Source organism: Bordetella ansorpii (genome assembly GCF_900078705.1).
GTDB classification, from domain to species: Bacteria; Pseudomonadota; Gammaproteobacteria; order Burkholderiales; family Burkholderiaceae_B; genus Bordetella; species Bordetella ansorpii_A.
This window is the reverse complement of the sequence record NZ_FKIF01000001.1, coordinates 592,712-615,130: the sequence shown is the minus strand read 5'-3', so window position 1 is coordinate 615,130 and position 22,419 is coordinate 592,712. Positions and strand designations below refer to the sequence as shown.

At 68.5% G+C, this 22,419-nt stretch carries 22 protein-coding genes; 11 read left to right on the top strand and 11 right to left on the bottom strand.

The genetic code is table 11. The features are described 5' to 3' along the window. Window positions 1–67: 67 nt before the first annotated feature. The 3 genes from A6745_RS02475 (at window position 68) to A6745_RS02465 (ending at window position 1,832) form a co-directional block, all read left to right on the top strand. Window positions 68–607 carry a carboxymuconolactone decarboxylase family protein gene (locus tag A6745_RS02475; protein WP_066123077.1) on the top strand — a complete coding sequence of 180 codons (540 nt, stop codon included), beginning with the start codon at window positions 68–70 and terminating at the stop codon, window positions 605–607. A gap of 121 nt (window positions 608–728) precedes the next feature. Next, a complete protein-coding gene (locus A6745_RS02470; protein ID WP_066123076.1) occupies window positions 729–1,382 on the top strand; it encodes a DUF2239 family protein in 654 nt (217 codons plus the stop codon). Between the two features lie 18 nt (window positions 1,383–1,400). Continuing rightward, a complete protein-coding gene (locus tag A6745_RS02465) occupies window positions 1,401–1,832 on the top strand; it encodes a DUF1330 domain-containing protein (protein WP_197488077.1) in 432 nt (143 codons plus the stop codon). A 12-nt stretch (window positions 1,833–1,844) separates the two neighbouring features. Here A6745_RS02465 and A6745_RS02460 read toward each other — a convergent pair whose 3' ends face one another. Beyond that, entirely contained in the window at window positions 1,845–2,810 is a 966-nt protein-coding gene (locus A6745_RS02460; protein ID WP_066123072.1) for a LysR family transcriptional regulator, read from the bottom strand. Between the two features lie 104 nt (window positions 2,811–2,914). Between A6745_RS02460 and A6745_RS02455 the strand changes: the two genes are divergently transcribed. Further along, on the top strand, window positions 2,915–3,841 hold the full coding sequence (locus A6745_RS02455) for a glycosyltransferase family 2 protein (protein ID WP_066123070.1): 927 nt from the start codon (window positions 2,915–2,917) through the stop codon (window positions 3,839–3,841). 98 nt (window positions 3,842–3,939) lie between these two features. Here A6745_RS02455 and A6745_RS02450 read toward each other — a convergent pair whose 3' ends face one another. Continuing rightward, window positions 3,940–4,533, bottom strand: a complete 594-nt coding sequence (locus tag A6745_RS02450) for a M23 family metallopeptidase (RefSeq protein ID WP_082852857.1) — start codon at window positions 4,531–4,533, stop codon at window positions 3,940–3,942. A 67-nt stretch (window positions 4,534–4,600) separates the two neighbouring features. Further along, on the bottom strand, window positions 4,601–5,104 hold the full coding sequence (locus tag A6745_RS02445) for a hypothetical protein (protein WP_066123069.1): 504 nt from the start codon (window positions 5,102–5,104) through the stop codon (window positions 4,601–4,603). Between the two features lie 160 nt (window positions 5,105–5,264). On the opposite strand from A6745_RS02445, the gene ettA reads away from it, so the two are divergent. From ettA to A6745_RS02430, 3 genes are all read left to right on the top strand, one after another. Beyond that, window positions 5,265–6,938, top strand: coding sequence for an energy-dependent translational throttle protein EttA (gene ettA, locus A6745_RS02440; protein ID WP_066123067.1), 1,674 nt, complete (start codon window positions 5,265–5,267; stop codon window positions 6,936–6,938). Window positions 6,939–7,039: 101 nt separating this feature from the next. Then, window positions 7,040–7,573, top strand: coding sequence for an isochorismatase family protein (locus A6745_RS02435; RefSeq protein ID WP_407922716.1), 534 nt, complete (start codon window positions 7,040–7,042; stop codon window positions 7,571–7,573). Window positions 7,574–7,751: 178 nt separating this feature from the next. Further along, entirely contained in the window at window positions 7,752–7,973 is a 222-nt protein-coding gene (locus A6745_RS02430) for a glycine zipper 2TM domain-containing protein (protein WP_066123063.1), read from the top strand. A 179-nt stretch (window positions 7,974–8,152) separates the two neighbouring features. On the opposite strand, the gene minE is transcribed toward A6745_RS02430, so the two are convergent. The 4 genes from minE to A6745_RS02410 all read right to left on the bottom strand — a co-directional run bounded on the left by minE (window position 8,153) and on the right by A6745_RS02410 (window position 11,957). Further along, entirely contained in the window at window positions 8,153–8,413 is a 261-nt protein-coding gene (gene minE / locus A6745_RS02425) for a cell division topological specificity factor MinE (protein WP_066123062.1), read from the bottom strand. Window positions 8,414–8,416: 3 nt separating this feature from the next. Further along, window positions 8,417–9,232 carry a septum site-determining protein MinD gene (gene minD / locus A6745_RS02420; protein ID WP_066123060.1) on the bottom strand — a complete coding sequence of 272 codons (816 nt, stop codon included), beginning with the start codon at window positions 9,230–9,232 and terminating at the stop codon, window positions 8,417–8,419. 107 nt (window positions 9,233–9,339) lie between these two features. After that, the gene (gene minC, locus A6745_RS02415) at window positions 9,340–10,188 is read right to left on the bottom strand and encodes a septum site-determining protein MinC (RefSeq protein ID WP_066123059.1); all 849 of its coding nucleotides are present in this window, start codon (window positions 10,186–10,188) and stop codon (window positions 9,340–9,342) included. Between the two features lie 8 nt (window positions 10,189–10,196). Continuing rightward, window positions 10,197–11,957 (bottom strand): glutamine--tRNA ligase/YqeY domain fusion protein, encoded by a 1,761-nt coding sequence (locus A6745_RS02410; protein WP_066123057.1) that lies wholly within the window; start codon window positions 11,955–11,957, stop codon window positions 10,197–10,199. 143 nt (window positions 11,958–12,100) lie between these two features. Between A6745_RS02410 and A6745_RS02405 the strand changes: the two genes are divergently transcribed. Both A6745_RS02405 and A6745_RS02400 read left to right on the top strand, forming a co-directional pair. Further along, complete coding sequence (locus tag A6745_RS02405; protein WP_066123055.1) at window positions 12,101–13,441, top strand: cytochrome ubiquinol oxidase subunit I; 1,341 nt, start codon at window positions 12,101–12,103, stop codon at window positions 13,439–13,441. After that, the gene (locus A6745_RS02400; protein WP_066123053.1) at window positions 13,438–14,493 is read left to right on the top strand and encodes a cytochrome d ubiquinol oxidase subunit II; all 1,056 of its coding nucleotides are present in this window, start codon (window positions 13,438–13,440) and stop codon (window positions 14,491–14,493) included. Before A6745_RS02405 ends, A6745_RS02400 begins: the two co-directional genes overlap by 4 nt. A 78-nt stretch (window positions 14,494–14,571) precedes the next feature. On the opposite strand, the gene risK is transcribed toward A6745_RS02400, so the two are convergent. Further along, window positions 14,572–15,957: a sensor histidine kinase RisK gene (risK, locus tag A6745_RS02395; RefSeq protein ID WP_066123051.1), complete on the bottom strand. Its 1,386-nt coding sequence runs from the start codon at window positions 15,955–15,957 to the stop codon at window positions 14,572–14,574. Between the two features lie 12 nt (window positions 15,958–15,969). Then, entirely contained in the window at window positions 15,970–16,671 is a 702-nt protein-coding gene (locus tag A6745_RS02390) for a response regulator (protein WP_066123754.1), read from the bottom strand. A gap of 242 nt (window positions 16,672–16,913) precedes the next feature. Between A6745_RS02390 and A6745_RS02385 the strand changes: the two genes are divergently transcribed. Next, complete coding sequence (locus A6745_RS02385; RefSeq protein ID WP_231885886.1) at window positions 16,914–18,191, top strand: fimbrial protein; 1,278 nt, start codon at window positions 16,914–16,916, stop codon at window positions 18,189–18,191. 81 nt (window positions 18,192–18,272) lie between these two features. Continuing rightward, complete coding sequence (gene recQ, locus A6745_RS02380) at window positions 18,273–20,087, top strand: DNA helicase RecQ (protein WP_066123047.1); 1,815 nt, start codon at window positions 18,273–18,275, stop codon at window positions 20,085–20,087. A 126-nt stretch (window positions 20,088–20,213) separates the two neighbouring features. Here recQ and A6745_RS02375 read toward each other — a convergent pair whose 3' ends face one another. Together A6745_RS02375 and bioB are read right to left on the bottom strand one after the other, a co-directional pair. Then, window positions 20,214–21,077 (bottom strand): DMT family transporter, encoded by an 864-nt coding sequence (locus A6745_RS02375; RefSeq protein ID WP_066123045.1) that lies wholly within the window; start codon window positions 21,075–21,077, stop codon window positions 20,214–20,216. Further along, the gene (bioB, locus tag A6745_RS02370; RefSeq protein WP_066123043.1) at window positions 21,074–22,093 is read right to left on the bottom strand and encodes a biotin synthase BioB; all 1,020 of its coding nucleotides are present in this window, start codon (window positions 22,091–22,093) and stop codon (window positions 21,074–21,076) included. Before bioB ends, A6745_RS02375 begins: the two co-directional genes overlap by 4 nt. Window positions 22,094–22,419 lie beyond the last annotated feature (326 nt).

Here is a 22,419-nt window from a genome sequence, read left to right as displayed (position 1 = left end):
TCTGATTTCCAACCCCTTCGCGACGTGCCGGCTGCGCCTGCGAAGACCTTCCGAAGGAGTAGCCGATATGACTTCCCGTATCCAGACCCCCGCCGCGGCTGACGCCCAAGGCAACACCGCCGACGTCTTCGCCGCGATCCGCAAGGCCGTCGGCATGGTCCCGAATGCCTATGCGGCCATCGGTGCCTTGAACACGCCCGCGCTGCAGGCCATGCTTTCCGCCGACACGGTGCTGTCCGGTGGAACGCTGTCCGCGCAGGAGCGCGAAACCGTCAAACTGGTGGCCAGCGCCATCGCCGGGTGCGACTACTGTGTGGCGGCGCATAGTCTGGCCGCCAAGGCGTCCGGAATCCCGGTCGACACCGTGCGCGCGATCAGGGGCCTGGAACCCACCGGTGACGCGCGCCGCGATGCATTGGTCCGGTTCGTCCGTGTGCTGCAGGACAGCCGGGGAACCCTCTCGCCCGAGGCGTTCGAGGCATTCCGGGCAGCGGGATTCGAGGACGCGGCCGTGGTCGATGTTGCATTGGCCATCGCGATCATTACGTTCACGAACGTATTCAATCGTGCCAACGACACGGCGGTGGACTTCCCGGCGCTGAAGTAAGGGCCGCGGCTCGTGGCCCGGGCGGCGGCAGGACGAAAGAGCGGTGGTTTTTTACCAGGGTATATTTGAGTATTTGATTATATATGGGTAAAATTAAGGCTCTACTGTCCAGGAGTCTTCCATGCCCGATCCACTTGCCAAACCCGTCACCGCCTTCGATGGCCACCGCCTGCTGTGCGCCGGCGAACTGGTCGAGGTCGCCCTGGCCGTGAAGACCGCGACGGACGCCCGGCCGGCCAGCCCCGTCCTGGTGTTCGACGATGCCACGGGCCGCGTCATCGACCTGGACCTGCGCGGCACCAAGGCCGACGTGGTGAAGCGGCTGTCGCAACCGGTCGAACTGCCGCGTGGCCGTTACGCCCCCAGGGAAGAGGAGGCCGAAGGCGCGCCGCACGACGGCGCCCAGCCCGCGCCGCGTGGCCGTGGGCGTCCCAGGCTGGGCGTGGTGTCGCGCGAGGTGACCTTGCTGCCGCGCCAATGGGAATGGCTGTCCGCGCAACCCGGCGGGGCGTCGGCCGTCCTGCGCCGCCTGGTCGATGGCGCGCGCCGCAGCGGCACCGCGCAGCAACGCCAGCAGCGCCGCGCCGCGCAGGAGGCGGCGTACCACGTCATGCTGGCCGTCGGCGGCAATCTGCCGGGCTATGAAGAGGCGACGCGTGCGCTGTTCGCGGATGACCGCGAGGGCCTGGAAGCGCGCATCGCGCAGTGGCCCGAGGACGTACGCGCCTACGTACTGCGCCTGGCGTTCGCGCCCGCCGCGCCGGTGTCTGCCTGAATGCGCCAGGAGACCGGCTTGGACACGCTTCGCCATCTCGACCCGACCCAACGCGCCGGCTGGCAATTCATGCAGCGCGGCATCGAGGGGCCGGTCATCATGCTGAATCTGCTGCGCTTGCGGGTGCAGGCCGACTATTCGGCCCATCCGGAACTGGCGCCGGCCCAGCCCGTCAGCGGGGCCGAAGCCTTCGACCGCTACATCCGCCACACCCTGCCGTTCCTGCGCGAAAGCGGCGGCGACCTGACGCTGCTGGCCACCGGCGGCCCCTGGCTGATCGGCCCCGAGGACGAACGCTGGGACCTGGCCATGCTGGTGCGGCAGGCCAGCGTGGCCTCGTTCCTGGCCTTCGCCGGCCACCGCGAATACCTGGCCGGCATCGGCCATCGCACCGCCGCGCTGGAGGATTCGCGCCTGCTGCCGCTGGCGGAACTGCCGCGGCTGCCTTGAGCGCGCGCAGGGTCAGGCCGCGGCCAGGTTCTCTTGCGCCGGCCTGAGCATCGGCATGATGAACTCCATGAACGCGCGCGTCTTGGCCGGCAGCAGGTTCGATGGAAACAGCGCATAGACCGAGATCGGATCGACCGTCCAGTCGGGCAGCACGCGGTGCAGCGAGTTGCGCTGGATCACCGGGTCCAGCGCCGGACAGTAGGGCAGGCGCGTGATGCCCATGCCCAGTCCGGCCAGCGTGCCCATCACGCTGATGTTGTTGCCCGCCACGTGGCCGTCCACGTGCACCCGCATGCTGCTGACGCCGTTGTGCAGGTTCCAGTGCGAATAGGCCTCGTCGATGGCCGTGCGCAGGCACTGGTGCTGCGCCAGGTCGGCGGGCGAGCGCGGTTCGCCGTGGCGTTCCAGGTACTCGGTGGAAGCGTACAGGTAGCTGTCCAGCGTCTGCACTTCCTGCACGACCGCGTTCACGTCCGCGCCGGCATCGACCTGGTCGCGGCCGAAGCGCAGGATCACGTCGTAGGGAGTGCCGTGCGAGTCGGAGCTGGAGCGCATGCTCAGGTCGAACTCGCAGTCCAGGTCGGGATACTGGTCGGTGAAGCCGCGCAGCGCCTCGGGCAGCAGCCAGATGGCCAGGCTGTACGGCATGGAGATGCTAAGCCGCCCCTTGGGCCGGTCGGACAGGGCCAGCAACTGCTCATGCGCCAGCCGGGCTTCGTCGATCAACCCCTGGCAGCGCTGCAGATACACCGAACCCGCGTCGGTCAGTTCCAGGCGGCGCGTATTGCGGTTGATCAGCCGCATGCCGATGGCCTGTTCCAACTGGTTGATGCGCCGTGACAGGGTCGACGTGGGCATGTCCAGCGCACGGGCAGCCAGGCTGAAACTCTTGCGCCGCGCCACTTCGACGAACAGGGCAATGTCGTTCAACTGCACGTTGTGCGCTTCCTGCTCGGGGGCGCTGGCTAGCGGTGTCATATTCGATTGCAAAATCCGGAAGTTCCGATACTTGCGCGGCGCGCGTATCCCATAAACTGAAGTTCTCTACCGCCCGACCGCCTGCTTACCCACATGGCTTGCGCATGACGGATCACCCCTGTTCCATCTCGGTGGTCACTCCCACCTACAACCGCGCGGATACGTTGCCGCGCGTCTTCGCGTCATTGAATCGGCAGACGTACCGCGATTTCGAGTGGGTGATCGTGGACGACGGCTCCACGGACGGCACGCACCCGATCGTGCAGGCCTGGCAGGCCCGGGCGGATTTTCGCATACGGTACGTCTGGCAGCGCAATCAGCACAAGAAGGCCGCCATCAATCGTGGCGTGCGCGAGGCGCACGGGCAGTGGCTGGTGGCGCTGGACAGCGACGATGAAATGCCGCCCGACGCCCTGCAGATATTCCGGGACGAATGGGAGGCCATCCCGCCCGGCCAGCGCGAGCGCTACGTCTCCGTCACGGGCCTGTGCGCCCGCCCGGACGGCGCCATCGTCGGCGACCGATACCCGGACAGCCTGCACGACGGCACCGCGCTGGACATGTACTTCCAGCACAAGGTGCGCGGCGAGAAATTCAGCTGCATGCGCACCGACGTGCTGCGCCGTTTTCCGTACCCCGAGGACGTGGCCGGTTTCGTGCCGGAAAGCCTGGTCTGGTGGGCGGTGGCGCGCGCCGGCTACCGGCAGCGCTTCATCAACCGGGTGGTGCGCATCTATCACGATTCGGCCGAGAGCCTGACGCGCGGCGGCGTGTCCGGCAGCAACGTGCAGGGCCTGTACCTGCTGGCCTGGGACACCTTGCAGCACCACATGGCGATGTTCCGCCGCCGGCCCAAGGTGTTCCTGATGGCGGCGGCGCGGTATACGCGATTCCGCCTGTACCTCGAGCGCTCCGGCTTGCCCAGCGCGGTCAGCAAATACCGCCTGACCAATCCCTCGGCGCTGGCCCTGGTGTGGCTGCTATGGCCGATGGGGTACGCGTTGTACAGACGCGACGTGCGGCGGCAGTAGGCCGGCGGTTACGCGCAAGGCCGGGCGTCGCCGGCGATGGGGCAACCGCGCCATTGCTGCATGCACGGCGCCTGGCGCGGCCGCGGGGCGCTGGCTCGTCACCCTGGCGGGCGCACGTGCGAGGTCAGCAGCGGATACGGATTGATCGCGCCGCCCGTCTGGTAGATGCCGTAATGCAGGTGCGGCGGCGTGCCGCGCGCATTGCCGGTATTGCCCACGTAGCCCACGGTGTCTCCCGCCGCGAGCAGGTCGCCGCGCGCGATGTCGGCATAGTCGTCCAGGTGCGCGTAATAGTGCATCTGCCGCCCCGGCCCCACGACCCACACCACCTTGCCGCCCAGGTTGTTGGTGCCGACCCGCGTGACCACGCCCTCGGTGCTGCTGACGACGGGCGTGCCGCGCTTGGCGAAGATGTCGATGCCCTGGTGCGTGCGGCCGTGGCTGCGCGCGGCGCCCCAGGTGTCGGCCAGTTGGCGCGGCGAGACGCCGGCCACGGGTACGGGCAAGGAAACGGGAATGGGTTTCAGGGCCAGCCGCATCACGTGCCAGGGCGCGCGCCAGGCCGGCGGGATGCGGGGCCAGCTCCACCAGCCAGCGGCGCCGAGCAGGGCCAGCACGACCAGCCAGGTCAGCAGTCCGCGCAGGCGGCTGCCGAAGGTGCGGGGTGGAACGGGAGGGGCGGCATCGGTCATGGTCGGGGTCCTGTCCGTCTGCAAGCAGGTTGGACCCCGGCAGGGCGGGCGGGTTCCCGCCTCGCGGTCAGTCGCGCGGAGCGGGCGGCAGGTGGTCGCGCATGTCCGCGTCGTCGTCACCGTCCTCGTCGTCGTAGTCTTCTTCGTCCTCCAGCGCTGCTTCCTGGAGCGAGAACGGCAGCACGTCGACCAGCTCGTCGGACCAGGCGGCTTCCTCGCCATCCTGGTCGATCTTGACGAAGCGTTCGCCCTCGTTGGTCGAGATCTGGATGGCCCACAGGAACAGGCAGTCGTAGGGTTCGACGCTTTCCGGCAGGCCGCCGCGCTGGCCCAGCAGGCGCGTACCCGCGCCACCCAGCTGCACGTGCAACGGCTGCTCTTTTTCGTCGTCGTCCTCGGCCAGCGTCATGCCGAAGCTGACCCATTCGAGGCCGGCTTCGTCAGTGCCCACTTCGGCCAGCACGGGCTGGCCCAGGTAGGCGCTCATGGCGTCGGCTGTCTTGGACAGCATGTCGATTTCGGGTTGGCTGAAGCGGGCGACGGAGGCGGGCGGCGTGGCGGAGGCGGACATGGCGGCGGCCTGAGGAAGAATCGGAGAGACCGCTATTGTCTCCCGATCCGGATACGGCTGCATGACGCCATCTCCGATACTGCCCGCCCGCGGCGGCGGCGCAACGGCGAAGGGCCTACAATCGGGGCTTCTGCAACCCGCATCCCCCTTTCACGCATCCATGGCCCAATACGTCTACACCATGAATCGCGTCGGCAAGATCGTGCCGCCCAAGCGTCAGATCCTGCGCGACATCTCGCTATCCTTCTTCCCCGGCGCCAAGATCGGCGTGCTGGGCCTGAACGGCTCGGGCAAGTCCACGCTGCTCAAGATCATGGCGGGCGTCGACAAGGAGATCGAGGGCGAAGCCATTCCCATGCCCGGCCTGAACATCGGTTACCTGCCGCAAGAGCCGCAGCTGAACCCCGAGCACACCGTGCGCCAGGCCGTCGAGGAAGGCCTGGGCGCCGCCATGGCCGCCAAGAAGCGCCTGGACGAGGTCTACGCGGCCTATGCCGAGCCGGATGCCGATTTCGACGCGCTGGCCGCCGAACAGGCCGAGCTCGAAGCCATCATCGCCGCCGCCGCCTCCAGCGGCGCCGACGACATCGAACACCAGATGGAAATCGCCGCCGACGCGTTGCGCCTGCCGCCCTGGGACGCCAACGTGGGCAAGCTGTCCGGCGGCGAAAAGCGCCGCGTGGCGCTGTGCCGCCTGCTGCTGTCCAAGCCCGACATGCTGCTGCTGGACGAACCCACCAACCACCTGGACGCCGAGTCGGTCGAGTGGCTGGAGCAGTTCCTGCACAAGTTCCCGGGCACCGTGGTCGGCGTCACCCATGATCGCTACTTCCTGGACAACGCCGCCGAATGGATCCTCGAACTGGACCGCGGCCACGGCATCCCCTGGAAGGGCAACTACAGCACCTGGCTCGAACAGAAGGATGCCCGCCTGAAGCAGGAAGAGGCTTCCGAGTCCGCCCGCCAGAAGACCATCAAGAAAGAACTCGAATGGGTGCGCCAGAACCCGAAGGGCCGCCAGGCCAAGGCCAAGGCCCGCCTGGCCCGCTTCGAGGAACTGTCGTCCTACGAATACCAGAAGCGCAACGAAACCCAGGAAATCTTCATTCCGGTGGGCGAGCGCCTGGGCAACGAGGTCATCGAGTTCAACAACGTCAGCAAGGCCTACGGCGACCGCCTGCTGATCGACAACCTCAGCTTCAAGGTCCCGCCGGGCGCCATCGTCGGCATCATCGGCCCCAACGGCGCCGGCAAGTCCACCCTGTTCCGCATGATCGCCGGCCGCGAGCAGCCCGATTCGGGCGAAGTGGTCATCGGCCAGACCGTCAAGCTGGCCTACGTCGACCAGTCGCGCGACGCGCTGGAAGACAAGAAGACCGTGTTCGACGCCGTGTCCGACGGCGCCGACATGCTCACCATCGGCAAGTTCGAGATGTCGTCGCGCGCCTACCTGGGCCGCTTCAACTTCAAGGGCGGCGACCAGAACAAGGTGGTCGGCCAGTTGTCCGGCGGTGAACGCGGCCGCCTGCACATGGCCAAGACCCTGATCGCCGGCGGCAACGTGCTGCTGCTGGACGAACCGTCCAACGACCTCGACGTGGAAACCCTGCGCGCGCTGGAAGATGCGCTGCTGGAGTACCCCGGCAGCGTCATGGTCATCAGCCACGATCGCTGGTTCCTGGACCGTATCGCCACGCACATCCTGGCCTTCGAGGGCGATTCGCAGGTGGTGTTCTTCGACGGCAACTATCAAGAGTACGAAGCCGACAAGAAGGCGCGCCTGGGCGAAGAGGGCGCCAAGCCCCGCCGCCTGCGCTACAAGGCGCTGAAATAAGCCTGCTTGCACTGCGCGGATCGCGTCTGGCGGTCCGTTTCACGATGGTCACGGGCCGCTCACGCGGCCCGTGCCACACTGGAAGCCTCGCCATGCCCGCCATTTCGCTGAAAGCCTCCGATTGCACCCTGCTGGTCATCGACATGCAGGCCAGGCTGCTGCCCGCCATCCACGATGGCGAGGCCGTGCTGGCGGCCACGCTGAAGCTGGCCCGCGCCGCGCGCCTGCTCGACATTCCCGTGGTGGGCACCGAGCAGCAGCCCGGCAAGCTGGGCGCCACCGTGCCCGAATTGGCGGGAGCGTTGCAGGCGGTCCTGGCCAAGACGCATTTTTCGGCGGCGCGCGAGCCAGGCTTCGAAGCCTGGTTGCCGCCGGGGCGGCGCACGGTGCTGGTGGCCGGCGTCGAGGCCCACGTGTGCGTGCTGCAAACCCTGCTGGACCTGCGCCAGCGCGGCTGGCAGGTCGCGTTGGTGTCCGATGCCGTGGGCTCGCGCAGGCCGTCCGACCACCATGCTGCTTCGCGGCGAGCCCGCGCGGGCGGCGCCGACATCGTCAGCGCCGAGATGGCCATTTTCGAGTGGATGGAGACCTGCGAGCACCCCCGCTTCCGCGAGGTGTTACGACTGGTCAAATAAGATGCACCCTCGGGGGAAGCGGCAGGCAGATGTCAAACGATTGACACAAATCCTGGGCAACCCTCACACCTGCCGGGCGTCCATTCTGCGAACCTGAAGGCTCCGGAAAAGAGCGCGCACCGTTCCGGTTGTCCCGGTTGCGTTGCGGGCTCACCGTACGAGAATCAGGAGTCTCGCCATGAAAATCCAGACACTAACCAAGGTTTGTGCCGCTGCCGCGCTCATCGCCACGATGGCCGGCTGCTCCACCTGGGACGGCATGAGCCACCGCCAGAAGGGCGCGGTGGGCGGTGCGGCCCTGGGCGGCGTAGCGGGCGCGGTCATCACCAATGGCGGCGTGCTGGGCACGGTGGGCGGCGCGGCCCTGGGCGGCATCATCGGCGACCAGGTCAGCAAGTAACTCCCGCGTGCCCGCGCACCTTGCGCTATCCGAAAGGCCCGGCGGGGGATCGCCGGGCCTTCGTCATTCCGGCAGGCCCGAAACGGGCGGGGAAGGCGTGGTCGGGCCATTGCCGCGGACCACGATATGAAGAGCGCCCGGACGTGCCGGGCGCATTTTTCAACGGAACCGGGCGGCCCTCAGGCGTCCGGCTGCGGAATCTCGATCTTCACCTCCAGCACTTCCAGGGTGTCCTGGCGTTCGAGGTTGACCTTGATGTCTTCGGGATTGATCCGCACGTACTTGGAGATGACGGCGACCAGCTCCTGCTGCAACTGCGGCAGGTAGTCGGGCGAGTCGCCACGCCCCGAGCGTTCATGCGCGAGGATGATTTGCAGGCGCTCTTTGGCCACCGCGGCCGTCTTCTTCTTTTCGCCGAGCAGGAACGACAAGAACGACATCGTTTACTTCCCTCCGAAAAGCCGCTTGAGGAAACCGGGCTTGGTGTAGTCGACGAAGCGCAGGGAGCGTTCTTCGCCCAGGTAGCGGGCGACCACGTCCTTGTAGGCCTCGGACACGTCCGTGTCCTTCAGGTGGATGGCGGGCAGGCCCTGGTTGGAGGCTTGCAGCACCGCTTCGGATTCGGGGACGACGCCGATCAGCTTGATGCGCAGGATGTCCTCGATGTCGGTCAGCGACAGCATTTCGCCGTCGTTGACGCGCTTGGGGTTGTAGCGCGTCAGCAGCAGGTATTCCTTGACCGGATCCTCGCCCTCGATGGCGCGGCGCGACTTGGCGGCCAGGATGCCCAGGATGCGGTCGGAGTCGCGCACGGATGAGACTTCGGGATTGGTGACCACCAGCGCATCGTCGGCGTAGTAGGCCGCCAGCAGCGCGCCCGTTTCGATACCGGCCGGCGAATCGCAGATGATGTAGTCGAAGCCCATGGCCTTGAGCTCTTCGATCACCTTGCCCACGCCTTCCTGCGTCAGGGCGTCCTTGTCGCGCGTTTGCGAGGCGGGCAGCACGAACAGGTTCTCGAGCTGCTTGTCCTTGATCAGCGCCTGCTTCAGGGTGGCTTCACCCTGGATGACGTTGACGAAGTCGTATACGACGCGCCGTTCGCAACCCATGATCAGGTCGAGATTGCGCAGGCCGACGTCGAAGTCGATGACTGCCGTCTTGTGCCCCCGCATCGCCAATCCGGACGAGAAGCTCGCGCTGGTGGTCGTCTTGCCCACGCCGCCCTTGCCGGAAGTCACCACAACGATACGTGTCATGACTGTGAAACCCTTATCAAATAAACCGCGTTATCGTAAAGCAAAAAGCCCGTGTAAGGCTTATTGCAAGATGTATGGCGAACGCCTGTCCGCCAGTGTGTTTGCACTCAGCTTTTCAGTGCCTCGACCCGCAGCGCTTCGCCGTCCAGCCAGACCAGCGCGGGCTGATTGTGCAGCTTTGCATCGAGCTTGGCTTCCACCACCCGATACACGCCCGCCACGGCCAGCAGTTCGGCATCGAGCTGCGTGGTGAAGATGCGTGCATTGGTGTCGCCGCGCGCGCCGGCCATGGCCTTGCCGCGCAGCGGACCGTAGACGTGCACGTTGCCGTCGGCAATGACTTCCGCGCCCTGGCTGACCATGCCGATCACCACCAGGTCGGTCTGGCGCGCATACACGCGCTGGCCCGAACGCAGCGGCCGGTTGATCACCATGGCCGAGGACGACGGGGGCGGCGTGGGCGCGGCAGCGGCGGCGGGATCGGGTTGGGGTTCCGGTCTGGGGTCGGGCCTGGCCGCGGCGGGCACAGGCGCGGCGGGGGCCGGCGCGGCAGAGGGGGCCGATGGCGCGGCCGGCACGGGCACTTCGGCGAATTCGGCGGCGCGCACGGCGGCGGCCGCATCGGCCGGCATCGTCGGGCGCGCGTTGGCCGTGGACAGGTCCACCGGCGTCAGGCCGGCTTCGCGCGCGGCGGCCAGGTTGGCGCCCTCGGCGACCACGCCGATGGGCGGCAGGTTGTGCTCGCGCAGGGCCTGCAGCAGGCGTGGCCAGTCGATGGTTTCCTCCACACGGCTGGCGTCGATGACGACCGGCTCGTGTTCGAAGAAGCTGCCCGCGTCGGCCATGCGCTGCGCGAGCGCATCGGCCAGCCGGCCGGTGTCCGCGCTTTGCAGCACCACCCGCACGGCATACAGCGTGGCGCTCTTGAAATCCAGGGCGAGCGATTCGGTGTTCATGGCGATGCTCAGGCGGCCCAGGAGTCGCGCAGCGTGACCACGCGGTTCAGCACGGGGGCCTCGGCGGTGGACTCGACGCGGTCGGCGGTGAAGTAACCCAGGCGTTCGAACTGCCAGGTGGCGCCGGGTTCGGCGATGGTGCCCGGCTCGAGCCAGGCCCGCACCGTCTGCTTCGAGTTCGGGTTCAGGCAGGTCAGGAAGTCTTTCTCGCCGGCGTCGGGATGCGGATCGGCGAACAGGCGGTCGTACAGATGCACCTGCGCCGGCACGGCATGCGCCGCGCTGATCCAGGTGATGGTGCCCTTGACCTTGACGCTGTCGGCGCCCGGCGTGCCGCTGCGGGTCTCGGGCAGGTATTCGGCGTGCACCTCGATGACGTTGCCGGCCTCGTCCTTGCGCAAGCCCGTGCATTGGACGACGTAGCCGTACTTCAGGCGCACCTGGTTGCCCGGGAACAGGCGGAAGTACTTCTTGGGCGGCTCTTCGCGGAAGTCGTCGCGCTCGATCCACAGTTCGCGCGAAAACGGGAATTCGCGGTGGCCGGCCGCGGGGTCGTGCGGGTTGCGGGGGGCGGTGCAGATGTCCGCCTGCCCCTCGGGGTAGTTGGTGATGATCAGCTTGAGCGGATCCAGCACCGCGACGGCGCGCGGCGCGATCGGATCGAGGTCGTCGCGCGCGGCCTGCTCCAGCAGGCTGTAGTCGATGCGCGAATCGGACTTGGACACGGCGGTGCGGTCGCAGAACAGGCGGATGGCGGCCGGCGTGTAGCCCCGGCGGCGCAGGCCGAACAGCGTGGGCAGGCGCGGGTCGTCCCAGCCCGCCACGTGGCCTTCGCGCACCAGTTGCAGCAGCTTGCGCTTGCTGGTGACGATGTAAGTGAGGTTCAGGCGCGCGAATTCGTACTGGTGCGGCAGCGGCGCGGCCAGCTTGCCCAGCTCGGCCAGACGGGCCAGGATCCAGTCGTAGAACGGGCGCTGGTCTTCGAACTCCAGCGTGCAGATGCTGTGCGTGATGCCTTCCAGCGCGTCCTCGACCGGGTGGGCCCAGCTGTACATCGGATAGATGCACCAGGCGTCGCCCGTGCGGTGGTGCGTGGCGTGACGCACGCGGTACATGACCGGATCGCGCAGGTTGATGTTGGGCGAGGCCATGTCGATGCGGGCGCGCAGCACCAGGCTGCCGTCGGGATGCTTGCCGTCGCGCATCTCGCGCAACAGCGTCAGCGACTCGGCCGCGGGTCGGTCGCGCCAGGGCGAATCGGTGCCGGGTTCGGTCAGCGTGCCGCGGTTGGCGCGGATCTGATCGGCGTTCTGTTCGTCGACGTAGGCGTGGCCGGCCTCGATCAGCGCCTCGGCGAACTCGTACATGTAGCCGAAGTAGTCGCTGGCGAAGTACTTGTTGTCGTTGCCGTCGGCGCGCCAGTCGAAGCCCAGCCATTGCACGGCCTCGGCGATGGCATCGACGTACTCCTGCTCTTCCTTCTCGGGATTGGTGTCGTCGAAGCGCAGGTGGCAGACGCCGCCGTACTCGCGCGCCATGCCGAAGTTGACGCAGATGCTCTTGGCGTGGCCGATGTGCAGGTAGCCGTTGGGCTCCGGCGGGAACCGGGTGCGGATGCGCGCCGGATCGGGATCGCCCTGCCGCTGCACGGCCGCCGGCCCGGGCCGGCCGGCCCAGCGCTTGCCCTGGAAGCGGCCCGACTCCAGGTCGTCTTCGATGATGTTGCGCAGGTAATTGCTGGCGGCAGGCGGCGTCGGTGCGGTGGTCATTCTGGACAGAATCGAAATGGCAGCGGTAAAGCGTCAATTTTGCCACGTTCGCGGCGGTGGCCCACGCAGTACGCCACGCTGGTCCGGTTTTTCACCGCCGGCACGTCAGACACGGCTCCCAACCGACTACACTACCGGCCATCATGGAAATCCCCTCGCTTTTGCTGGCCCGCGCGCAGTTCCTGGTCAGCTTCAGTTTCCTTGCGCTGTTCATGGCCGTGGCGCTCGCGCTGGCCTGGTTGCTGCTTTTCTTCAAGATCCGCGCGCGCGTCACCGGGCAGGCCGGCTGGACGGCCGCCTACCGCTTCTGGGTCCGCATCTTTGCCCTCAGTTTCGTGCTGGCCCTGGGAGCGGCGCTGCCGGTGCTGGTGCAGATGGGCAGCCTGTGGGGCGGCGTGATGGACCGGATCGGCAACGTGGCCGGTCCGCTGGTGGGCTACGGCGTGCTGTCCGTCTTCGTGCTCAAGTCCTGTTTCCTGGGCGTCATGCTGTTCGGGCAGCGCCGCGTGTCCGACGCGGCCCACACCCTGGCGGTATTCATGGTGGCCATCGGCCAACTGGTGGCCGTGGGCTGGCTGGTGGCCCTGCATTCCTGGATGCAGACGCCCGATGGCGCCGCGCTCATCGAGGGGCGCTATCAGGTCTACGACTGGCCTGCCGTCGTGTTCAACCCCTCGTTCGGCTGGAGCATGGCCCTGACCGTGCTGGGCGCCCTGCTCGCCGCCGCATTTCTCATCATGGGCGTGATCGCGCTGCAGACGCTGCGCCGTCCGCCCGGTGACGGCGAACGCAACGCGTTCAAGGCCGCGGCGGTGGTCGCCGCCTTCGCCGCCCTGCTGCAGGCGCCGGCCGCGCTGGGCCTGGCCGAACTGGTCGCGGTGCACCAGCCCGCCAAGGCGGCGGCGGTGGCGGGCTATTGGCATACCGGCGCTCAACCCGAGCTGGCCCTGGTCGGCTGGCCCGACGCCGAGACCCAGACCAACCTGTATTCCTGGACGGTCCATTCCGGCTCGCGCCTGCTCGGGCGCACCGCGCAGGGCGAGTTCGTGGGGTTGGACCGCTTCGCGGGCATGCAGCCACCCGTGGCGCTGGTGTTCTGGTCGGCGCGCGTGGCCGTGCTGCTGGGCCTGGCCATGCTGGGCGCGGCCTGCCTGACGCTGCTGCTGGGCTGGCGCCGCCATCTCGATCCCTCCGCGCTGCCCGCCTGGTGGCTGCGCACGCTGATCGGCATGACCTTCGCCGGCGGCATTGCCGCGGTGGCCGGATGGTGGGTGTCCCTGGTCGGCCTGTTGCCTTACACCGTCAACCGCACGGTCACGCAATCCGAGGTGCTGAGCAGCGCCTCGCATACTTCGCTCGGCTACGGCCTGCTGGCCTACGTGCTGCTTTACCTGGCGCTGGGACTGGCGTTCGTCGGCATGCTGCTGCATGCCGCGCGCTATGGCGTGGTGCCGGTACGCAAGGCCATCGGAGGCGCCGCATGATCGATACCCTTGCCGCCTCGCTGGGACTGACGCCGGGCGATCCCGCCTTCTGGATGCCGCTGGTGTTCATGGGCCTGCTGTTGCTGTTGATCGTGGCCGGCATCGTGCTGGACGGTTTCGACATCGGCGTGGGCGTGCTGCTGCAGCTCGCGCCGTCCGAGATGCGCGGCCGCATGATGGGCCTGCTCAGCCCCTGGCGCGACGCCAACGAATTCTGGCCCTTGCTGGGCATCGGGCTGTTCTGCGCGGCGTTTCCCTTTGCCTGGGGCTCGGTGTTCAGCAAGCTCTACGGGCCGTTGGCCTGCATGGGGTTCGGCATGCTGCTGCGCAGCGTGTCGTTCGAGTTCCGCATCCGCGCCCGCAACGAGCACAAGCCGCGCTGGATCGTGGGCTTCTGGCTGGGCTCGGTGCTGACCGCGGTCGGGCAGGGCGCCGTGCTGGGCCGGGTGGCCACGGGCTACCAGAGCGACGCCGGCTACGGCTGGTTCTCGATCTTCACCGGCGTGTGCGCCATCGCTGCCTACGCCTTGCTGGGCGCCTGCTGGCTGGTCATGCGCGTCGATGGCGACCTGCAGCGCCGCGCGGTGGCCTGGGCGCGCCATGCCACGCGCTGGACCTCGGTCGGCATGGTGGCGGTGGCCGTGGCGCTGGGCCTGGCCAACTCGGGCGTGTTCTACCGCTGGAGCGACGATTCCCACCTGGGCCTGGCCGTGGCCGTATGGGTGGCGATGCTGCTGTGCTTCGTGGGCATCGAGATGCTGCTGGCCCGCCTGCCGGGCCGCGCGGACCGCTTCGACTGGCTGCCTTTCCTGCTGTGCGTGCTGCTGTATGTGCTGATGCTGGCGGGGCTGACCTACAGCTTCTTCCCCTACCTGATCCTGGACGACCTCACCATCTGGGACGGTTCCGGCGCGGTGGCGTCGATGCGCCTGGTGCTGGCCGGGGCGGTGATCGGGGGGCCGGTGGTGCTGATCTTCAACGTGCTGGCGTACCGAACGGTGTTTGGCCGCGAGCGCCGCGCGGCGGCGCAGCCGGTATTGCCGCAGCCCTGATTTTCCAAGGCTTCGCGGGCAGGGCCGGCGGGACGGCGCCGGATCGATGCCGTCGGCCGTGGCCCATGTGTGGCGGGGCTACGCCGCCAGCGGCAGCGAGATCCGCACCAGCAATCCGCCTTCCGGCGCATCCAGCAGTTCCAGCGTCCCGCCGTGCACGCGCGCGATCGAATCGGCCAGGGCCAGCCCCAGGCCGACATTGCCGGTGCGGGTGCGCGCGTCGTCCAGACGGGCGAACGGACGCAGGGCTTCCTGGCGCCGTTCGCAGGCGATGCCCGGGCCGTGGTCGGCCACGTCCAGGATGGCCAGATCGCCTTCGCGGCGCAGGGCGATGTCCAGGGGCAGGGCGCCGTGGTGCAGGGCATTGCCGATCAGGTTGTCCAGCAGCCGGCCCAGCGCGACCGCGTCGCCGTTGACCACCAGGTCGGGATCGTCCGGCGATTGCAGCCTGACGTCGGTGCCCGCGCCTTGCCAGGCGCCCACGCGGTCCTCGATCCATTCGGTCAGGGACAGCGGGGTGCGATGATAGGCCGCCGGGTCGGTGCCGCGCACGAAGCCGATGAACTGGTCGACCATGTGCTGCATGTCCTGCAGGTCTTTGCGCAGGCCGTCCTTCAGCGCCGAATCATCGGCCATCTCGATGCGCAGCCACATGCGCGACAACGGACCTTTCAGGTCGTGGGGCAGGCCGGACAGCAGGGTGCGCCGCACCGAGTCGGATTCGGCCAGCGCGTCCAGCATGGCGTTGAAGCGTTCGCCCAGCACGCGCGTCTCGTGCGGGCCGGAGGGCTCGACGCGCTGCGGCTGGCCCGCGGCCAGCCGGTCGGCGGCGTCGGCCAGCCGGGTGATGGGCCGGGTGATGTGCCACGAAAAGCCCGCGGCCAGCAGCAGCACGACCCCCAGTCCGCCCAGCCAGATGGCCAGCAGCGGCGTGGACACGGGGGGATCCAGCCGTTCCAGCGGGATGACCAGCCATTCGCGCAGCAGCGGCGCGTCTTCCGTCGCCGGATTGGGCGCCAGCGAGATGTACAGCTCGGGATCGGGGCCGCGCGACAGGGCCACCCGGGTGCCGTCGTTCAGCCGGTCGTTCAGCTCGCGCACGAGGCCGCGCAGGTTGCGCCGCACGTCGTCGGTGTCGGGCGGGTCGCGGCGCGGCGGCAGGTGCTCGCGGCGTTGCAGCCGGGCCTCGGCGGGCAGCACCCGCGACCACAGCCGCCACTGGTTCTGCGAGGCCACCCGCACGAAATCGGGGCGGTCCTCGGCGGGCACCTGGGACAGCGCCGCGCGCAGCGTGCGGATGGTGGTGGTGAGATAGTCGATGCCGACGTTCTCGATGAACTTGTCGCGGAAGTACGCCGCGCTGGTCAGCGTGGCGGCCTGCGCCAGCAGCACGGCGCCCAATACCAGCAGGATCAGGCGGGCGCGCAGCGAACGCGGCAGCAACAGGCGGGGATGCAGGCGCATGACAGCGCCGCCTCAGGGGGAGAACCGGTAGCCGATGCCCCAGACCGTCTGGATCCAGCGCGGCTGCTTGGGGTCTTCCTCGATGGCGCGGCGCAGCCGCAGGACGGCGATGTCGATGGCCCGGTCGTTGCGCTCGCCGCTGTCGTCGTCGCGGGCCAGCGACAGCAGGCGTTCGCGCGACAGCGGCTTGCCGGCGTTGCGCACCAGGGCTTCGAGCAGGTTGATCTCGCCGCCGGTGAGCTTGACGGCCGTGCCGTCGCGCAGCAACTGGCGCGTGGCCGGGTCGAAGACGAACGGGCCGAACGTGACGGGCGAATCCTTGGTGAGCGCCGACGGGCCGCGCTTGCGGCGCAGCACCGCCTCGATGCGGGCCAGCAATTCGCGGGGATCGAAGGGCTTGCCCAGGTAGTCGTCGGCGCCGGCTTCCAGGCCGATGATGCGGTCGACGGCCTCGTCGCGCGCGGTCAGCAGGATGACGGGCAGGTCTTCGCCCTGTTCGCGCAGCTTGCGGCAGGCATCGGCGCCATCGCCGCCGGGCAGCATGCGGTCCAGCACCAGCAGGTCGGGCGCGTAGCGGGTGATGCGCGCGGCCAGATCGTTGGCGTCGGGCGCCAGCAGGGTGTCGTAGCCGTGCCGGTTGAGATAGTCGGCCAACAATTGCCGCAGCGCGGGATCGTCGTCGACGACCAACAGCTTGGTGTGGGGCTGATCCATGGGCGGCATAGTGACTCGGCGCAGGGCGCGCGGCAAGGGGTGGAAATCAATTGAAATATGCAGCGGCACTATTTTGCTATGTCCCCGCTTTGAAGGGAACCTGCGGCTGGCCTTAAAATCGAATCTGTCCGTCGCGCCTGGACGCGGCAGTACTCAGGACGCCCTTCCCTATGCCGTGCCCCCGTTTCCTCTTCTGGATGCCTGCGTTCGTCCGCGCGCGTCAGCGGATGGCGGCGCGCGCCATGCTCCTGGGCCTGGCCAGCACCTGCACGCTGGGCGCCTGCGCCACGCTGGACGATAGCCACGTCCCGACGGCCGAGGCGACGCCCGCCGCCAGGCCGCAGCCGGTCAAAGTGGCGCAGGCCAGTCCGCGCCGCGCGCCCTCGTCCATCGATGGCTGGGCTTCCGATGGCGACGTCGCCCGCTACGGCATCGGGGTGCTCGCGCCGGCCTTGCCGATGCGGGTGGCGCCCGCGGCCGAACTCGAGGCGCACGAACTGCCCACCGATCCGTGTCCGGATGACGACGACGTCGGCCTCTTGTGCGCGACCGCGCTGGCCGATCCGAATGCCGGGCCGCCCGAACCCGATCCCGCCTATGCCCTGGGACTGGAGGCCGTCGATCTCGGCCCCGGCACCAAGGTGCAAGTGGTCTACGGCATCGCCAAGCCCCGCAAGCGATGGTTCGCGTCGGTCGGGTCGCAGACCGGCATGGTCTATGGCGACCGCAGCTGGACCTACCGCGAGGTCGACGGCCCCTCCGTGGCGGTGGGCAACCTGAGCACGACGGCGCTGACCTGGGGGAGTTCCGCCTTCGCCATCGGCGGCCTGCAATTGTCGAGCCCGGCGCCCTCCACGACGCCGGCCGGCACCTTGCAGCCAGGCCAGTTCGGCTACTCCTCTTCGATCGGTCGCCTGAACCACACCGACATGACGGCCACCTCCGGCGCGGTGGCCTACGGTCCGTCGGTGGGCACCGGCAGTTTCCGTTACGGCCTGACCTCCGACGTGACCCTCGAAGGGCAGGTGCAGAGCGCGCCATCGCTGGCCGCGCACGGCCTGGGCACCACTTATTCGGCGGGCGAGTATGGCAGCATGCAGGCCGGCATCACGCAGAGCTCCTACGATGCCGTGGGAGCCCGCCGTTACCGGCTGGGCTACAGCGTCGACGTCATCGAGGACCTGAAGGTCGGACTGATCACCGAGCGCACGCAGAACGGCTTCAGCGACCTGGCCACCTATCAATCGGGGGGCGCGCAGCCCTACAGCCGCAACATCTACAGCGCCGGCGTACCGGTGTCGGGCATCGGCACGCTCAGCGGCACCTATACGCTGGGCAATGGCCTGACCCCGGCGGACGACGAGCGGCGCATCGGCCTGGTGCAAAGCGTGCAACTGGCGCCGACCGTGCAGTTCGCGCTGGGCGCCGACCGCGACATCGTCACCGGCGACTACGACGTGCGCGCCAACCTGAGCATGCCGGTCGATACCTTCATGCGCGGGCGCTGGTGGCGCCGCTAGCGCGCCGATTCGTCACGCCGCAGCGGCCGGTCCGCAAAATGCGGCTTAAAATCCCCCGCATGATGCTTTCGGCTGCTCTCCATGTCTGACCCGCGCGCCCTGTCCGTACTGCAGCGCGTATTCGGCTACGAATCCTTCCGCGGTGACCAGCAGGACATCGTCCAGCACGTCATCGACGGCGGCGATGCCCTGGTGCTGATGCCCACCGGCGGCGGCAAATCCCTCTGCTACCAGGTGCCCGCGCTGGTGCGCGAAGGCACCGGCGTGGTCGTGTCGCCGCTCATCGCGCTGATGCAGGACCAGGTCGACGCGCTGACCGAACTGGGCGTGCGCGCGGCCTTCCTGAATTCCACGCAGGAGTGGCGCGTGGCCCGCGAGGTCGAGCAGGCCTTCCTGGCCGGCGAGCTCGACCTGCTGTACGTGGCGCCCGAGCGCCTGATGACCGACCGCTGCCTCGAACTGCTGGAACGCGGCCGCGTGGCGCTGTTCGCCATCGACGAGGCGCACTGCGTGTCGCAGTGGGGCCATGATTTCCGGCCGGAATACCTCGCGCTGTCGATGCTGCACGAGCGCTGGCCCGACGTGCCGCGCATCGCGCTGACGGCCACGGCCACCGCCGCCACGCGCGACGAGATCGCGCAGCGCCTGGCGCTGGATACGGCCCGCCATTTCGTGGCCAGTTTCGACCGGCCGAACATCCGCTATCGCATCGTCGAGAAAAACGAGGTGCGGCGCCAGTTGCTGGACCTGATCCGCACCGAGCACGCGGGCGATTCGGGCGTCGTCTACTGCCTGTCGCGCGCCCGGGTGGAAGAAACCGCCGAATTCCTGTGCAACAACGGCATCAATGCCTTGCCTTATCACGCGGGGCTGGGGGCGCAGGTGCGCGCGGGCAACCAGTCGCGCTTCCTGCGCGAGGACGGCATCGTCATGGTGGCCACCATCGCGTTCGGCATGGGCATCGACAAGCCCGACGTGCGTTTCGTGGCGCACATCGACCTGCCCAAATCGGTCGAGGGCTACTACCAGGAAACCGGCCGTGCCGGCCGCGACGGCCTGCCGGCCTCGGCCTGGCTGGCCTATGGCCTGCAGGACGTGGTGCAGCAGCGCCGCATGATCGACGAATCGCCGGGCGACGAGGCCTACCGCCGCCGCCTGGGGCAGCAACTGGACGCCATGCTGGGCCTGTGCGAGACGGTCGAGTGCCGCCGCGTGCGCCTGCTGGCCTATTTCGGCCAGACCATCACCGCCTGCGGCAACTGCGACGTCTGCCTGGATCCGCCCCAGGCCTGGGACGGCACGGTGGCCGCGCAGAAGGTGCTGTCCGCGGTCTATCGCCTGCAGCAGCGCGGCCAGCGCTATGGCGCGGGCCACATCATCGACATCCTGCGCGGCAAGAGCACCGAGCGCACGCGCCAGCACGATCACGAATCGCTGACCGTGTTCGGCATCGGGGCCGACCTGTCCGACCAGGCGTGGCGCGGCGTGCTGCGCCAGTTGCTGGCGCAGGGGCTGCTGATGGTGGACCACGAAGGCTACGGCACCCTGGCGTTGACGCAGGACAGCCGCGCGGTGCTCAAGGGCGAGCGCCAGCTGATGCTGCGCCGCGAGTCCGAGAAGAAGGAACGTTCCCGGGGCACGCAGCGCACGCGCGCCGAGGCGGTGGATCTGCCGCCCGAGGCCAAGCCGCTGTTCGATGCCTTGCGCGCCTGGCGCGGCGAAGTCGCCAAGAACCACGGCGTGCCGGCCTATGTGATCTTCCACGACGCCACGCTGCGCGAGATCGCCACCGCGAAGCCCGAGACGCTGGAAGACCTGGGACACATCAGCGGGGTGGGCGCGCGCAAGCTGGATGCCTACGGCGAGGACATCCTGCGGCACGTGGCGCAGGGCTGACCTGGCGCCAGGTTCACATGGCGCGGGACCGGCCTGTTCGGTGCGGACGGCATTCGCCGGCGACTTTGGCCAGCCCTGGCGCGTCGGCGTCCTTCCGGCGTGGCGCCCGCCATCGCGCCGACCGCGTCAACGCGGCATCATCACCACGATGGCGCCGATCGCCAGTACCAGGCCCGCCAGGTTCAGCGGGCTCAGGCGCTCGCGGAACACCAACGCGCCCACCAGGGCGCCGACCGTGATCACACCCATGTTCATCGAGGCGAACACCAGCGCCGGATTGCCCGGCAGGCTCTGGTGCGCCTTGATGTAGGTGATGATGTTGCCGAAGTTGAACAGGCCCAGGATGACGCCCGCGCCCAGGCTGCGCCATTGCCACCGCACGCGGCGCGCCACCAGGTACAGCGTGGTCACCAGGCCGGCCAGGATGAACACCACCAGCATCGTGCCCGGAAAGGCCGAGCCGGCGCGCGCCATCTGCTTGTACAGCACGTCGATCACGCCATAGCCCACCATGACCGCCACCGGCCACAGCCAGGCGCCGCGCGTGGCGTCGGGATCGGTGGCCTCGTTGCGCGGCCGGCGCAGCAGGCAGGCCAGGGCGCCGAAGGCCAGGGCGATGCCCATCAGCTTGTGGCCCGTCAGTGGTTCGCCGAACAGGGCGAAGGCCGCCAACAGGGGGATGAACAGGGCCAGGCGCTGCGCGGCGTCGCTGCGCACGATGCCTGCGTGGCGCACCGACTGCGCCATCGCCATGAAGACCGAGGGCATCAGCACCGCCAGCGGCGCCAGCAGCATCCAGGCGCCGGGCGTGGACAGTGCCTGCACCGGCTGGGGCGACAGCGTGAGCCAGCACAGGATGGCCGCGATGGCGTAGTTGGCCGCGAAGGACTGGCGCACGTCGATGTCGTGGCGGCGGGCCAGTTTCAGCAGCACGGAAACCGTGACGCTGCACGTCACGCTGATGGCCAGCAACAGAAGGCCGGGGGTCATAGGCATACAGCCTCCATGGGGGGAAGGGCATCGCCGGCGCGCATGCCCAGGCGCGCCAGAAGGCGGCGGTCGGCTTCTGCCTGCGGGTTGGCGGCGGTCAGCAGCGTGTCGCCGTAGAAAATCGAGTTCGCGCCGGCCAGGAAGCATAGCGCCTGTTCGGCGTCCGCCAGCGACTCGCGGCCCGCGGACAGGCGCACCATGGCGCCCGGCATGGCGATGCGGGCCACCGCGATGGTGCGCACCAGTTCGAAGGGGTCCAGCGGTTCGGCGTCGGCCAAAGGGGTACCGGGCACGGCGATCAGGTTGTTGATCGGCACCGATTCGGGATACGGGCGCAGGTCGGCCAATTGTGCGATCAGCGCGGCGCGCTCGCGCCGCGATTCGCCCATGCCGATGATGCCGCCGCAGCACACCGACAGTCCGGCGCCGCGTACGCGCTGCAGCGTGTCCAGGCGGTCCTGGTAGGTGCGCGTCGAGATGACGCCGCCATAGAAGGCCGGCGAGGTGTCCAGGTTGTGGTTGTAGTAGTCCAGCCCGGCGTCTTTCAACTGTTCGGCCTGGCCCGCGCGCAGCATGCCCAGCGTCACGCAGGTCTCCAGGCCCAGCGCCTTCACCGCGGCCACCATCTCGGCCACGGCCTCCAGCTGATGCGGCTTGGGGCTGCGCCAGGCCGCGCCCATGCAGAAGCGGCGGGCGCCGCTGTCGCGGGCCGCGCGGGCGGCCCGCAGCACGTCTTCCAGCGGCAGCAGGGCCTGCGAGGCCACGCCGGTGTCGTAGCGGGCCGATTGCGGGCAGTACCCGCAGTCCTCCGGACAGCCGCCGGTCTTGATCGACAGCAGCGTGGAGAGCTGCACCGTGTCGGCGGCGAAATGCTTGCGATGCACCGATTGCGCGCGGTGCAGCAGGTCGGGCAGCGGCAGGTCGTACAGCGTCATCAAGTCGTCGACTTGCCAGGCGGCGTCCGCCGAGAGGGCGGATGGCTGGCGCGCGGGGGCAGCCACGGGCTGGGTGTGCATGGGGGCTCCTTCTTCACGGCCGAGGCGGGGGCCAGCGGCTGGCGCATCGTAAGAAGGGTGGGGCGAGAAAGGCAATTCCGTCAAAAATCGCGAAATTGGCGTTATTTTGGCTGATGTTAAAAGAGGTAGCCTGAAAATTGCGTGCTGGTTGCTGGTAACGCGCAGGCATCTTGCGGACCGACCAGGCGTCTTAATTGTTGTATCTGAAAGTAAATTTAAGATGCGCCTTGTGCCCGAGGCCTGGAAGAGCGGCGTTTCGCCAAGCGGGCCTTGTCTTTCAGAGATCCGGCCTGGCGCGAATGCAAGCCGGTCACGGTCGCCGTGCC

Excerpts from the sequence above, each read along its gene's own strand:
- A6745_RS02475 (WP_066123077.1), top strand. The coding sequence starts at position 68 with ATGACTTCCCGTATCCAGACCCCCGCCGCGGCTGACGCCCAAGGCAAC.
- A6745_RS02470 (WP_066123076.1), top strand. The coding sequence starts at position 729 with ATGCCCGATCCACTTGCCAAACCCGTCACCGCCTTCGATGGCCACCGC.
- A6745_RS02460 (WP_066123072.1), bottom strand. The coding sequence starts at position 2,810 with ATGACACCGCTAGCCAGCGCCCCCGAGCAGGAAGCGCACAACGTGCAG.
- A6745_RS02455 (WP_066123070.1), top strand. The coding sequence starts at position 2,915 with ATGACGGATCACCCCTGTTCCATCTCGGTGGTCACTCCCACCTACAAC.
- A6745_RS02450 (WP_082852857.1), bottom strand. The coding sequence starts at position 4,533 with ATGACCGATGCCGCCCCTCCCGTTCCACCCCGCACCTTCGGCAGCCGC.
- A6745_RS02445 (WP_066123069.1), bottom strand. The coding sequence starts at position 5,104 with ATGTCCGCCTCCGCCACGCCGCCCGCCTCCGTCGCCCGCTTCAGCCAA.
- ettA (WP_066123067.1), top strand. The coding sequence starts at position 5,265 with ATGGCCCAATACGTCTACACCATGAATCGCGTCGGCAAGATCGTGCCG.
- A6745_RS02430 (WP_066123063.1), top strand. The coding sequence starts at position 7,752 with ATGAAAATCCAGACACTAACCAAGGTTTGTGCCGCTGCCGCGCTCATC.
- minE (WP_066123062.1), bottom strand. The coding sequence starts at position 8,413 with ATGTCGTTCTTGTCGTTCCTGCTCGGCGAAAAGAAGAAGACGGCCGCG.
- minD (WP_066123060.1), bottom strand. The coding sequence starts at position 9,232 with ATGACACGTATCGTTGTGGTGACTTCCGGCAAGGGCGGCGTGGGCAAG.
- minC (WP_066123059.1), bottom strand. The coding sequence starts at position 10,188 with ATGAACACCGAATCGCTCGCCCTGGATTTCAAGAGCGCCACGCTGTAT.
- A6745_RS02410 (WP_066123057.1), bottom strand. The coding sequence starts at position 11,957 with ATGACCACCGCACCGACGCCGCCTGCCGCCAGCAATTACCTGCGCAAC.
- A6745_RS02405 (WP_066123055.1), top strand. The coding sequence starts at position 12,101 with ATGGAAATCCCCTCGCTTTTGCTGGCCCGCGCGCAGTTCCTGGTCAGC.
- A6745_RS02400 (WP_066123053.1), top strand. The coding sequence starts at position 13,438 with ATGATCGATACCCTTGCCGCCTCGCTGGGACTGACGCCGGGCGATCCC.
- risK (WP_066123051.1), bottom strand. The coding sequence starts at position 15,957 with ATGCGCCTGCATCCCCGCCTGTTGCTGCCGCGTTCGCTGCGCGCCCGC.
- A6745_RS02390 (WP_066123754.1), bottom strand. The coding sequence starts at position 16,671 with ATGGATCAGCCCCACACCAAGCTGTTGGTCGTCGACGACGATCCCGCG.
- A6745_RS02385 (WP_231885886.1), top strand. The coding sequence starts at position 16,914 with ATGCTCCTGGGCCTGGCCAGCACCTGCACGCTGGGCGCCTGCGCCACG.
- recQ (WP_066123047.1), top strand. The coding sequence starts at position 18,273 with ATGTCTGACCCGCGCGCCCTGTCCGTACTGCAGCGCGTATTCGGCTAC.
- A6745_RS02375 (WP_066123045.1), bottom strand. The coding sequence starts at position 21,077 with ATGACCCCCGGCCTTCTGTTGCTGGCCATCAGCGTGACGTGCAGCGTC.
- bioB (WP_066123043.1), bottom strand. The coding sequence starts at position 22,093 with ATGCACACCCAGCCCGTGGCTGCCCCCGCGCGCCAGCCATCCGCCCTC.